This window comes from Shewanella sp. KT0246, from assembly GCF_019654955.1.
In the GTDB taxonomy this organism is placed as follows: domain Bacteria; phylum Pseudomonadota; class Gammaproteobacteria; order Enterobacterales; family Shewanellaceae; genus Shewanella; species Shewanella goraebulensis.
In genome coordinates this window covers 1-13,116 of the sequence record NZ_BPEV01000065.1, presented here as the reverse complement: position 1 = coordinate 13,116, position 13,116 = coordinate 1, and the positions used below count along the sequence as shown (strand labels likewise).

The 13,116-nt window shown below is 39.9% G+C and carries 13 protein-coding genes and 1 riboswitch; of the genes, 9 read left to right on the top strand and 4 right to left on the bottom strand.

Features of this window, described 5'->3' with window-relative positions; translation table 11 throughout:
• Window positions 1-45 precede the first annotated feature (45 nt).
• From K5Q58_RS19870 to K5Q58_RS19860, 3 genes are all read right to left on the bottom strand, one after another.
• The gene (locus K5Q58_RS19870; RefSeq protein ID WP_220755592.1) at window positions 46-1,602 is read right to left on the bottom strand and encodes a Na+/H+ antiporter NhaC family protein; all 1,557 of its coding nucleotides are present in this window, start codon (window positions 1,600-1,602) and stop codon (window positions 46-48) included.
• A 76-nt stretch (window positions 1,603-1,678) separates the two neighbouring features.
• A riboswitch (Lysine riboswitch) is annotated at window positions 1,679-1,899 on the bottom strand.
• A 970-nt stretch (window positions 1,900-2,869) separates the two neighbouring features.
• A complete protein-coding gene (locus K5Q58_RS19865; protein WP_220755591.1) occupies window positions 2,870-3,793 on the bottom strand; it encodes an electron transfer flavoprotein subunit alpha/FixB family protein in 924 nt (307 codons plus the stop codon).
• Between the two features lie 2 nt (window positions 3,794-3,795).
• Window positions 3,796-4,545, bottom strand: coding sequence for an electron transfer flavoprotein subunit beta/FixA family protein (locus K5Q58_RS19860; protein ID WP_220755590.1), 750 nt, complete (start codon window positions 4,543-4,545; stop codon window positions 3,796-3,798).
• A 443-nt stretch (window positions 4,546-4,988) separates the two neighbouring features.
• Between K5Q58_RS19860 and K5Q58_RS19855 the strand changes: the two genes are divergently transcribed.
• The 8 genes from K5Q58_RS19855 (at window position 4,989) to K5Q58_RS19820 (ending at window position 11,566) form a co-directional block, all read left to right on the top strand.
• Window positions 4,989-5,393, top strand: coding sequence for an H-NS family nucleoid-associated regulatory protein (locus K5Q58_RS19855; RefSeq protein ID WP_220755589.1), 405 nt, complete (start codon window positions 4,989-4,991; stop codon window positions 5,391-5,393).
• 153 nt (window positions 5,394-5,546) lie between these two features.
• Window positions 5,547-5,942, top strand: a complete 396-nt coding sequence (rcsF, locus tag K5Q58_RS19850) for an Rcs stress response system protein RcsF (protein ID WP_220755588.1) — start codon at window positions 5,547-5,549, stop codon at window positions 5,940-5,942.
• Window positions 5,943-5,966: 24 nt separating this feature from the next.
• Complete coding sequence (gene tsaA / locus K5Q58_RS19845; protein WP_220755587.1) at window positions 5,967-6,704, top strand: tRNA (N6-threonylcarbamoyladenosine(37)-N6)-methyltransferase TrmO; 738 nt, start codon at window positions 5,967-5,969, stop codon at window positions 6,702-6,704.
• A gap of 84 nt (window positions 6,705-6,788) precedes the next feature.
• Window positions 6,789-7,406 carry a DapH/DapD/GlmU-related protein gene (locus K5Q58_RS19840; RefSeq protein WP_220755593.1) on the top strand — a complete coding sequence of 206 codons (618 nt, stop codon included), beginning with the start codon at window positions 6,789-6,791 and terminating at the stop codon, window positions 7,404-7,406.
• Window positions 7,407-7,634: 228 nt separating this feature from the next.
• A complete protein-coding gene (locus K5Q58_RS19835; RefSeq protein ID WP_220755586.1) occupies window positions 7,635-9,350 on the top strand; it encodes a proline--tRNA ligase in 1,716 nt (571 codons plus the stop codon).
• Between the two features lie 216 nt (window positions 9,351-9,566).
• Window positions 9,567-10,712 (top strand): patatin-like phospholipase family protein, encoded by a 1,146-nt coding sequence (locus K5Q58_RS19830; RefSeq protein ID WP_220755585.1) that lies wholly within the window; start codon window positions 9,567-9,569, stop codon window positions 10,710-10,712.
• A gap of 57 nt (window positions 10,713-10,769) precedes the next feature.
• Complete coding sequence (locus K5Q58_RS19825; RefSeq protein WP_220755584.1) at window positions 10,770-11,240, top strand: copper resistance protein NlpE; 471 nt, start codon at window positions 10,770-10,772, stop codon at window positions 11,238-11,240.
• Window positions 11,241-11,404: 164 nt separating this feature from the next.
• Window positions 11,405-11,566: a small highly charged protein gene (locus K5Q58_RS19820; protein WP_220755583.1), complete on the top strand. Its 162-nt coding sequence runs from the start codon at window positions 11,405-11,407 to the stop codon at window positions 11,564-11,566.
• 99 nt (window positions 11,567-11,665) lie between these two features.
• Here the strand turns inward: K5Q58_RS19820 and K5Q58_RS19815 are convergent, their stop codons facing one another.
• Window positions 11,666-12,205: a YfaZ family outer membrane protein gene (locus tag K5Q58_RS19815; RefSeq protein ID WP_220755582.1), complete on the bottom strand. Its 540-nt coding sequence runs from the start codon at window positions 12,203-12,205 to the stop codon at window positions 11,666-11,668.
• 371 nt (window positions 12,206-12,576) lie between these two features.
• Here K5Q58_RS19815 and K5Q58_RS19810 point away from each other — a divergent pair, with 371 nt between their 5' ends.
• Window positions 12,577-13,062 (top strand): glutathione peroxidase, encoded by a 486-nt coding sequence (locus K5Q58_RS19810; RefSeq protein ID WP_220755581.1) that lies wholly within the window; start codon window positions 12,577-12,579, stop codon window positions 13,060-13,062.
• Window positions 13,063-13,116: the final 54 nt, after the last annotated feature.

Here is a 13,116-nt window from a genome sequence, read left to right as displayed (position 1 = left end):
AATAGTTACTTTAAAAGAGCTCTTCACAAGAGCTCTTCAATAGAATTACTTGGTTGCAATTTTTAGCCCTAATACAGCCAATACAAACAACACAGAACAAGTAATAAAGCCCATAGCAACAGAACCTGTAAAACCAAGCACTGTGTAGCCCACTAAGCTTAATGCAGCCACAATAACTGCGTAAGGTAATTGCGTCATAACATGATCAAGGTGATGACAACTTGCACCAGTAGAAGACAGAATTGTAGTATCTGAAATAGGTGAACAATGGTCGCCAAATACCGCGCCAGACAATACTGCAGCAAGCATTGGTAACATCATAGTGCTGTCACTGCCCATCGCCATATCGGCAGCGATTGGTAACATAATACCAAACGTACCCCAGCTAGTGCCGGTTGAAAATGCGGTTAAACCAGCCAGTAAAAATAATACTGCAGGCAGTAATGCAAACGGAATATTGCCAGTCGCAAGGCTTGCCATGTACTTGCCAGTTTCAAGCTCACCAATCACAGATGCGATAGTCCAAGCAAATAGCAAAATATAGATTGCTGGAAGCATTGATTTTGCACCAACCTTAAGACCAGTAAACATCATGCTAGTGCTGATTTTTTGTTGGATGGTTAGCAGTACAGTAACGACTAAGCCCACTAATGAACCGTAAAATAGAGACTCACTAACTTCAGTATTTTCAAATGCACCTAACACACTAAACTTAAGGCCTTCGCTTGCAAGTGCATCAGCACCTGTTGAAACCATAAAGTAAATCGTTGCTGCAACTAACACAAAAATTGGTAGGAACAAGCCCATGATTTTACCGGTATCAGCTTCTGGTAAATCAGCTGTTGCACCTGGTGGCAAGCCTTTGCTTTCGTCAAATAACTCACCTTTCTGTGCATTACGTTCATGTTGACGCATTGGACCGATATCTAAACCGAAGATAGCCACACAAAGTAATAATAACAGAGCAAAAATGGCGTAAAAATTCATCGGTACCATTTGCAGGAACACGCTTAGGTGACCCGTGTCAGCAAAACCATGCGCCGTTAAGATGCCGCCGATAAGTGCGATGATATACGCACCCCAACTTGAAACCGGAGAGATAACACACACTGGTGCAGCAGTTGAATCTAATAAATAAGCCAGTTTTGCGCGAGATATATGATAGCGGTCTGTTATAGGACGAGCTATTGAACCAACAACAATACTGTTGAAGTAATCATCAATGAAAACAACACAGCCTAAAAACATAGTCATCAGCTTAGCATCACGTTTATTACGAATCCGCTGATGCGCCCAATCGGCAAATGCACGTGCAGAACCACTTACAGTGATTAATGCGGTGATCATCCCTAATACCACTAAGAAGCCAATGATCTGTAGATTCCACGCGTTTAACGCGCCGTCATCCCACACTAAGCTAGTCACTGTGCTGACTAAATGACTTGCAGCCGCACCAAACGAGAAGTCACTTAAAAGTACAACACCTGCAAGAATACCTAAGCCAAGTGAAAGAAGAACTCTACGTGTTACCACTGCTAAAATAATTGCCACTACTGGAGGCAAAAGCGAAAGTGCCGAATCGGCATAACTTGTTATCATCATTTTTATATTTTCTTCGTTAAGTACGAATGGAGGATAACTGATAAGGCAAGACAACGCAGGAAGCGAAGACAAGGATCTTTTCAGTAGCACTCCACAGTAATATCGATATCAACATCGATATCCATTGTTTTATCCTCACGGATAAAAATTACTATGACAGTGCAGCCCCTTTCGGAAACTGCCCCAGCAAACGGCATTGATATAACCTGTTCACTTCGGCACCAAATCCTTTCACGCTAAGTTATTGGTATCACCCAACCTAACCTTACTGATATTTGATGCGCCTCTACTTATGTATTCAGCCGTGCGAGAACCTTATTTGAAGCTCTCAGCTATTACACGCCACTATACAAACATAAGCACGAGGTTAATTACCAGATAAAAGTAGCTTATCTTGTGAGAAATAACATCACAATCAAAAAACACCACAGCAGCTTATCAGCGGTGTAACGATTTGTTAGCAAGTGTGGATTTATCCATCAATAATGACGATTTAAGTCAATTATGCCGCTGTTCACTTTCTTTATTTATTGATGAGTAGTTTCACAGCTTTAGTAATTAATTGAGGGTGATTACTTTTAATTCAGTTGATGCTCTCAGTGATAAAACGTCGTATTAGTGAGTGCCATTGATGATTATTAACTTAACCAAGCCTGCAAGTGAGCCTTATATAGCAACATAATATAGCAACATAATATAGCAACCTAATATAGCAACCTAAAATAAACCGTTGCTAAAGAGTAAAGCACTAAGGCTTAACAATTAGAGCATATACTTTAATTGACGGTTGTTTTTATCGCTACATTAGCAGTTCAAGATATTGAATGATAATCCATTTAGTGCTATTTAAATCACTTGTTAATAATAAGCCCTCAGTGAATGAAGAAACCTTTAGTCATTAAAAAAGCACTCGCTAAAGAGGAGCTTTAAACAATAAGGAAGCATTAGCTTATTACGAAAGTTTGTAACCTGGAGTACATTTAGAAATAGCTAGAAAGAAGATTTATCAAAATTGACATTTAAAAGTAACTTGTCTATTTAAATAGCTTGATAGTTAGCAATTTAATTGGTAAATATTCAGCTAATAAGCCCATAATCAATCCAATCACACTCGATAAAATTCTGATTAATAACTCCCAAAATATACCGCTTTTTTCTAGGCATTAAAAAAGGTTTTTGTCTGTAAGACAAAAACCTTTTTAGACTAATCACTCATATCAAATCAATAACAGCCCCTGGGAACAGACTAAGGACTGTCAGCGATAGCTTATAATGCGTTGGTTAATTCTGGTATAGCATCGAATAAATCAGCTTCAAGACCATAGTCAGCCACTTGGAAAATTGGTGCTTCAGGGTCTTTGTTAATAGCAACAATGACTTTAGAATCTTTCATACCCGCTAAATGCTGAATAGCACCAGAAATACCGACAGCGATATATAAGTCAGGAGCAACAATCTTACCTGTTTGGCCTACTTGTAAATCATTCGGTACAAAACCAGCATCAACAGCTGCGCGAGATGCACCTACTGCTGCAGTCATTTTGTCAGCTAACGCTTCTAAAATGGCAAAGTTCTCGCCACTGCCCATACCGCGGCCACCAGAAACAATCACACCTGCACTACCCAACTCAGGACGTTCAGACTCAGTCAGTGTTTGTGAAACAAACACGGTTTTAGCTTCAGCAACAAAATCAACGGTAACGGCTTCAGCACTACCTTCATTACCCGCAGCATCGAATGCACTGGTACGAACGGTTAATACTTTTTTGTCATCTAAGCTTTGTACTGTCGCTAACGCAGAACCTGCATAAATAGGACGCACAAACGTATCTGCGCTTACCACTTCAATCACTTCAGATATTTGTGCTACATCTAAAAGTGCAGCGACGCGAGGTAATGTATCTTTACCCACACTGGTAGCAGCTGCAACAATATAGTCGTAATCACCAGCAAGCTTAACCACTAATTCAGATAAGTTTTCAGCCATTTGCGCTTCATAAGCAGCTGAATCAGCAACTAATACTTTACTCACACCAGTTAATGCTTGAGCTGCAGAAACTGCTGCACCGCATGCGCTGCCAGCAACTAATACATGAACATCACTACCAATGGCAGTAGCTGCACTAACCACTTTTGCAGTGTCTAGCTTCAAACTTGCATTATCGTGTTCTGCTAATACTAAAATGGCCATAATTAGATCACCTTCGCTTCATTTTTTAACTTTTCAACTAGCTCAGCTACTGAACTTACCATGATCCCAGCTTGACGCTCAGCAGGAGGAGTCACCTTCACGATATTTTGATGTGCTTTTAAGCTCACACCTAAATCATCAATTGAAAGTGTCTCAAGCGGCTTACGCTTAGCTTTCATAATATTTGGTAGTGAAGCGTAGCGTGGCTCATTTAAGCGTAAATCTGCAGTCACAACAGCAGGAAGCGGCATCTTAAGTGTTTGTAAACCACCATCCACTTCACGGGTAACTTCAGCTCCATCAACGCTTAACTTAAGCTCTGAAGCAAATGTGGCTTGAGGCATTTGGGTTAATGCAGCAAGCATTTGACCGGTTTGGTTATTATCGCCATCAATTGACTGTTTGCCAAAAATCACCAAGTCCGCTTGTTCTTTTTCTTGCACGGCTTTAAGAATTTTAGCAATTGATAAAGGCACTAACTCTTCATCTGTTTGCACATGAATAGCACGATCTGCTCCCAATGCCATTGATGTACGTAGCTGCTCTTGTACAGCTTTAGATCCAACACTGACAACCACGATCTCTGTCGCACTTCCCGCTTCTTTCAATCGAACTGCTTCTTCTACAGCAATTTCACAAAATGGGTTTAACGCCATTTTCAAATTAGCAGTATCAACATTTGTGTTATCAGCCTTTACTCTGACTTTCACATTGGCATCGACTACGCGCTTTACAGGCACCAATACTTTCATGGGATTTCCTTCTACACCTTCAATGTATGTGGATGGCACATTGGTTGTCACCAATGCAATATGGCACAACTTTACGTCCTGTTAACGTTAACGTCAACCGAAGTCAAACACTTGTTTTATATTTTTTTGGTTAAGTTGATGCTTATAAATAAGTTGTATTATGTAATAATTTATTAATCTATCGCTTTATTTACGCTTTTTTATTTAAATTTTGTTCATTTATTGATTTTTTTATTTGATCCAAACAAGTTTAGTTTCTATTATTAAAGCCGATTCAAGTAACCGTGTTTTCTACTATTATTTTTTAACATTTAAATGGTCAAATCAATTTACGCTTTCGGTTGATTACAATTAAACAATCAAGAGTTTTGATAAGTATTATTTAATAGCCACTGAATTACTTGAGATACTTATTATTTAAAATCATTAGGATGCACATTGATATGAGTGACTTTTTAGAAATTTTAACACATGGTCGTCGTTTTAAAGCAGCAGTAAAAGAGTTATCACTAGAAGATTTACGTGAACTGTCAGTAAAACTTGAAAAGATTATTACTGAGAGAGAAGAAGACGAGAAAGCTGAATTAGAAGCGAATGCAGAACGTAACGAACGTATTGCTGAAATATTAGCGCAAATTGAAAACAGTGGTTTATCAATTGAAGACTTAGGTGAAATCACTGCTAAGCCTGCGCCAAAGAAACGCGCTCCGCGTCCAGCTAAATATCAAATAGAAGTTGAAGGTGAATTAATTCAGTGGACTGGTCAAGGTCGTATGCCAACTGTATTTAAAACACAAATTGATGCTGGTAAGAAAATGGAAGACTTTTTAATTCCTGGCATGGAATAAAGGTTATCTTTTCTGCAATTATAGAGCTTACTTCGGTAGGCTCTTTTTTTATCGTCAGAACTCTGTCAGCAAGTATTTCCACAACCTTGTTAGCCATGTAAACTGTAACCCAGAACTCCCTCTTTAATGCACTCAAAAGAATTAGGTCGTATTATGAACACTTCTCGTCAGCTTGCGTTATTCACAGCCCTTTCGACTGTACTTTTATCAGCTTGTTCAGGTAATTACTCATTCAACAGTAATTTAGACGGTGAAGCGATTGATGAATACTTCAAACCTTCTGGCGTAGTGTTATACAAAGATGGTGAACGCCCTAAAGGTGCGTTTGAAATTGTCGGATTAGTCGAAGGCGAGTCTTGCCAAGAAACTGAAGATGGTGTGCCAGCGAATATCGCAGATGCGCGCACTGAGGCTCGTAAAAAAGCAGTTGAATTAGGTGCCAATGGATTAATTGTGAAAAAGTGCTTATTAACAGAACAGAAGAACAATACCTGTTATACCCAAGCCTTTTGTGTCGGCCAAGCAATTAAAACTGAAATTACTGAATAACCGATAAATATATTAGTTAAATAAATGAATAAATATTCTAAACAGTCTTTTAGCTCTCAGATAGAAGCTGTTGCAATATGTCGCACACCGTACAAACAAAAATTTGGAATACCAAGACAGCCTGGTTTGGTAAATGTGCGAGGCTGGGTTGAACTCGCTCCGCACGTTAATAACCTCGATGCAGTTCGTGGTATTGAACAATACTCTCACTTGTGGCTACTTTTTTGTTTTCACGAAAACTTAGCCCAAGGTTGGAAAAATACTGTTAGGCCGCCAAGATTAGGCGGAAACGAAAAGCTAGGTGTATTTGCCACTCGCTCTACATTTAGACCAAACGGTATTGGTCAGTCAGTAGTAAAATTACACAACGTCGTGCAACGCAATGGTAAAGTCTGTTTAGAAATATCAGGAATGGATTTATTAGATGGCACGCCCATTATCGATATTAAACCCTATATTCCTTTTTCAGACTCTATTGATAATGCAAGTGGTGGAATAGCACAATCAGCGCCTAAGCTTATAGAAGTTGAATTTAGCCAATTAGCACAAGAGCAACTTGCAGATTATTCTAGCACTCAACAATTGGTAAATTTACAGCAAGTGGTTAATGATGTTTTAGCTCAAGACCCTCGCCCAGCATATAAAAAAGCAAAGCTTGACCCTAAAATATATCAAGTCGCCCTATATGATATCGATATTTTTTGGCATATTAATAATGACAAGATTGAAGTGATTGAAATAAAGCCGACCTCGGTATGTTAACAGCTCAAAGCCTGTCAAAGTTGTTGTAAATACCGACTCTACCTCCCATTTAATGCTCAAATAAAAAAGTCCATAACCATGACCATGACCAATGATAAACCAGACTATCAAAGCCAACATAAAAAACGTTTATCTTGGATGCCTTGGCTGTATTTTTCCTTAAAAGAAAAACATTTAGTTTGGGCTAAACCTTGGCAAGACAACATTCAACAATTATTGATGCAAGTTGAAACTATTCATATTGGTGAGCAATGCTTTATTGCCCCAGAGGCGCATTTATTTGCTGAGCGTGGCCGAGATATCCATATCGGTAATCAATGCATGATTGCCGCCGATGTATTTCTACATGGGCCAATTACGATGGGGAATGAAGTGGCAATTAATCATGGCTGTTCATTCGATGGCGGAAGAGTAGGCATTAGCATTGGCGACAGAACACGTATTGCCAATAACGTAACGATTTATGCTTTCAACCATGGCATGTCTGCAGACTCCCCCATTTATCAGCAACCCGTTAGCGCAAAAGGCATCACCATAGGCGAAGATGTTTGGGTTGGAGCACAAGCTGGGATAGTAGATGGTGTGAAAATCGGTAACCAAGCCGTTGTTGGTATGGGCAGCATAGTGACAAAAGATGTCCCTGAGTTTGCCATTGTTGCAGGAAACCCTGCCAAAATCATTGGCGATAGACGAGATAAATAGCCTGTTTAATTAACCCACGACAGTGCTACTTGGGGTGGCTTAGGTCTGGCTCAATATGTGTATTTATTTCCGCGAAGTTCATTGTTAAAGTCATCGCTGACAACCTAGCCAGTCCACTCTCTTCTGCAGCAGCTACAATAAAGCATTTTTCACATCAATTATCTGGTGACAACATCGTGGCAAGTGCTAAAATGTCGCCCATTAATAGTTACTAAGTGGACATTGGGAATGCGAGTTAGCAATTACCTGCTTTCAACACAAAAAGAAACCCCTGCTAATGCAGAGGTTGCCAGCCATCAATTAATGCTACGTGCGGGTTTTATCCGTCGTAATGCATCAGGTCTTTATTCATGGTTACCGAGCGGCCTACGTGTTTTACGTAAGGTTGAAGCGATTATCCGTGAAGAAATGGACAAAGCAGGTGCAATTGAAATCTTAATGCCGTTAGTTCAGCCTGCAGATCTTTGGGTTGAAACGGGTCGCTGGGAAAAGTTTGGTCCTGAGTTATTACGTTTTCAAGACCGCCACAACCGTGACTTCGTATTAGGCCCAACTCACGAAGAAGTGATTACTGACTTAGTGCGCAAAGAAGTAAGCTCTTACAAGCAACTTCCACTGAGTCTGTATCAAGTACAAACTAAATTCCGTGATGAAGTTCGCCCTCGTTTTGGCGTGATGCGTGCTCGTGAATTCTTGATGAAAGACGCATACTCTTTCCATTTGAATCAAGAATGTATGGACACTACATACGCAGCAATGCATGAAGCGTATAACAATATTTTCACCCGTATGGGCTTAGCATTCCGTTCTGTTATAGCTGACACAGGTTCAATTGGTGGTGACACTTCCCACGAATTCCACGTATTAGCCAACAGCGGTGAAGATTTAATCGCTTATTCAACTGATAGCGACTATGCCGCTAACATCGAGAAAGCTGAATCTCCACTACCAACAGCGACATTAGCTGCGCCATCACAAGAAATGACACTTGTTGATACGCCTGATGCAAAAACTATCGCTGAATTAGTTGAACAATTTGATATTGAAATCACTAAGACAGTGAAAACACTAATCGTTAAAGGTGCAACTGAAGAAGCGCCATTGGTAGCTTTAGTGGTTCGTGGCGATCATGAGCTAAATGAATTAAAAGCTGAAAAACACGAACTTGTGCTTTCACCTTTTGAATTTGCCAGCGATGAAGAAATCAAAGCAGCGGTGGGTGCTGGCCCTGGTTCATTAGGCCCTGTGGGTCTTGAAATGCCAGTTATCATCGACAAAGATGTTGCTGTTATCAGTGATTTTGGCGCAGGTGCTAACCAAGAAGGTAAGCACTTCTTCGGCATCAACTGGGAACGTGATTTACCAATGGCTCACGCTATGGATATCCGTAACGTAGTTGAAGGTGAAGCGACACCAGATGGCAAAGGTACTTATGCTTTCGCTCGCGGTATTGAAGTGGGTCATATTTTCCAATTAGGCACTAACTACTCTGAAGCTATGGGCGCTACCGTACTTGATGAAAACGGTAAATCTAAAGTGATGATGATGGGTTGTTACGGTGCAGGTGTTAGCCGTATCGTTGCAGCAGCAATCGAGCAAAATCATGACGAGCGCGGCATGATGCTACCAGAGTCACTTGCACCGTTCACTGTGGGTATTTTACCAATGAACATGCACAAATCTCATCGCGTTAAAGAAATGGCTGAACAGCTATATAAAGATTTAGCTGATGAAGGCATTGAAATCTTATTAGACGATCGTAAAGAACGTCCTGGTGTGATGTTCAACGATATGGAATTAGTTGGCTTACCGCACGTTGTAGTCATTGGTGACCGCAACATCGATGCTGGCGTATTCGAATATAAGAACCGCCGCACGGGTGAGAAGCAAGATATCCCATTTGATCAAATTGTTGATTTCATCAAGTCTTCAATTAAAGGTTAATTCAATTTAACCTTATTCAAATCGCAAAGCCTTAGTTTACATTAAGACCTGTCGAGATAAAGACGCACCATAAGGTGCGTTTTTTTATGCCTAATCGTTTATCCAGTCTAAAAACTCTGCCTGTTAAAGATGAAATAATTGTTCAATTACTCGTCGAACCAGATATTATTAACCATACTGATATCATGACGTTAGTCATTAGGAAGGAGATCTTAGTTGTCAGAATCAATTGCACTTGTTTTAGGCGGTGGTGGCGCACGAGCAGCATATCAAATTGGGGTGTTAAAGGCCTTGGTTCAACTGTATCCTCGTAATCATCACATTCCGTTTGAAATAATCAGTGGTACGTCCGCTGGTGCGATTAACGCCACATCTTTGGCCACCCACGCTTCATGTTTTCACTTAGGTGTTAAAAAGCTAGATTGGGTATGGCGTCATTTTGAAACTAAAAAAGTCTACCATTCATCGTTTCCGCGAGTATTTAAGCATCTGTGTAAAATGGCGCTTAAAGGCCTACAGAGCGATAAAATGAATACCGATGCTGGCAGCTTATTAGACAATGCACCACTTCGCTGTCTGCTTAACCAGTTGATTGATTTTCAGCGAATAGAGCGCAATATTGGTAGCGGCGCACTCAAAGCCATTAGTTTAGATGCATCAAGCTACAACGACTCTCACTCTTACAGCTTCTTTCAAGCCAATAGCAGTGTAAGTGACTGGCAAAGAGCCAGACGACAAGGAAATCGCTGCACTTTAACCACAGACCATTTAATGGCTACATCTGCTATTCCATTAGTTTTTCCGTCGATTAAATTAAATCAAGCTTATTTTGGAGATGGATCGGTGCACCAACTGTCCCCACTATCCAGCCCCATACATTTAGGCGCAGATAAAATCATGGTGATTAATCTCGATAGTCCCCATCAACAACACCATAACGAAGTCGACGCCCATCCAAAAACGGCCACCATTGCAGGTCACTTACTTGATACTATTTTCTCAGATACCTTAAATAGTGATTTGGAACGGTTAGAGCGGATTAACACCACATTAGCGTTAATTCCAGAAGCGGATGCTAAGCTAATAAATTTGCGAAAAATTGATACTTTGGTCATAAAACCCAGTGAAGATTTAAGTGAGATAGCCGCGCGATATTTTAAAGAGTTACCCATTGCTATCAGGGTGTTACTCAAATTTTTTGGGGTTGATTGCGAAACCGACTCCAGTGTCGTCTCATATTTATTATTTGAAAAAGCCTACACGAGTGCTTTAATTGAATTAGGTTACCAAGACGCAATGACGCAGATTGATACTATTAAAACGTTTTTTAATATCGACCCAGCACTCACAAAGGACAGGTAAGTCAATTATGTAAAGCCTGATTGACCCTATACAAGTTCAAATACCAAAGGAATGCTCATGAGCGCAATAAGGATAATTGCAGCGATAGTAGTCATAGTGCTCACCGCTTGCTCTGAACCACAATTAACTTTCGACCCAGATCCTGCCAAAGGAAGCATACACACCGTCGACTGGCCAGGAGTGTATCAAGGCACTTTTCCGTGCCCGAGTTGTGATGGTATGAAAACAACCCTCACTTTAATACCACCGAATCAATATAAAATATCTACTGAACATTTAGGCCAAACTCCCCTACCATTTAAGAATGGCGGCATATTTCACTGGGACAAAACCGGCAATATTATCTATTTAGACCGTGGCCAAATTTATCATGTGGTTGATGGAAAAATGTATTTATTGAATGTCGAGAGCCAACGAATTCGCGGCGATGATGAAGAAAAATACATAGTGAATAAAATTGCCGATCTACCCAATAAATCATCAATTAGATCAGATACTTCGAATCAATCATCACATGCAAAAGATTGAACAAAAAAATTCACCGTCTTAGGTGATTTTTTTTGCTTTCGTTCGAAATTCAAATTAGGTAAAAATGGGGTTGTACTCAAAGTGAGTACGGCTCATCACTGAGTTGAACTATCACGTCTTTTATGTGGTCATCAATCAGTTTAAGAAACACGTTGGAAAGAGATATGTCTCAATACTACAAATTTGATATCGACGATGCCCTTTGGGAAAACGAAGTTGAAGAAAAGCCAAAAGCTAAAAAGCTCAAGCAACGCAGAGTAGATGTTAAGCGTCGTTATGCAGATGATTACGCAGAGTTGGATTTTGAAGTAAACCAGTACCACTAAAGTGTTTATACTTATTCGATCAAAAAGCAAGTTGCCCTGCAACTTGCTTTTTTGTTGCCAATGACTTTATCGCCACAACAACACTTTTAATTTTTTCGCTTAAAATCGCGACGTACCGCCAATGTAAAAGCCGTCTTCAAACGATCTGTCTGAATGATTATCATATTGGAATTTCATGTTTCGGTAACCAATAAAGATAGCCATGTTCGGGTTAAAGTCGTACTGCACTTTTGCACCTAATTCGGTGTAACCATCAACATCTGAAAACGATAATACTGATGGCGCATAGTAAGCATCACCATGGAGTGAGATTTTATTGCCTAAGGCGAGCGTGTAATGTCCACCAACAGAAATAACACTGCCATCTGGACTGTCATCAAACCATACAGATGTCCACTTAGGACCGATTTCGATAGTATGAGCACCAGTTTGATGAGTCATATGCATAGCAAACTCTGCAAGGTGACCTTTTTTATCAGAATAGATGTACCCACCTTCAAGGTTTGTATGCGGATTTATATTTGATTTTAAATTAGCAGACACAACATGCTCACTTAAGCCAAATGAAACTTCGCTCGCCGTTGCACTTAACGACAACCCACTGACAGCCATCGCTGCTGCTAAAATGATTTTTTTCATATTACAAACCTCGGTCTTAAACTTTATTTCCCGAGATTATACTGGGCTAAAATCTTTAGTCTTTATAAATCAGTTGTATTGCTCAGGGTTCAAGCAATACACACACAAACTTCACACACACAGATAACATCCCCCGCTTTTAATTAATAATTGATACCCATTCGCGATTGGTTAGGTATTTACTAAGTATTCAGTGCTGATGAGGCGACCAATAGCGGGGCATTTAAAAAAATATCAGCTTAAGTCTTAGAACCACTATCTACAAAGCTATAATCGATATACTAAGGTTATAAATAATTTAAATTGCGCGCAATGCAATTGACTAAATTCAATACTGCTATATAGTGATATTAAATTTATAAGGAGTTTCTATGAGCCAGTCTTTTTACGAGCAAAGTGCAGTTGATATTCAAGGCAACACAGTTTCAATGTCAGATTTCAAAGACAAAGTTGTTTTGGTTGTAAACACAGCCAGTGAGTGTGGTTTTACTCACCAATACAAGCCACTTGAACACCTGTATCAACTCTATAAAGATCAGGGCTTTGTCGTGTTAGGTTTTCCTTGCAATCAATTCGGTGGGCAAGAGAAAGGTGATGAGGCTACTATCAGTAAATTCTGCGAGCTTAACTTTGGCGTCAGTTTTCCGCTATTTAGTAAAGTTGAAGTTAACGGAGCAAATACGACCCCACTTTATAAGTTTCTAAAGTCATCCGCCAAAGGATTACTTGGCAGTGAAGGCATTAAATGGAATTTCACCAAATTCTTAATCAACAAGGACGGAAAAGTGTTAAAACGCTATTCACCAACAATGAAGCCTGAAAACTTAATGACTGAAATTGAATCCTTATTAAAGTAAACCAAGCCTGAGCAAAATTTCTGCGTTAGCAACACTTATAGCGTCTACTAGGCC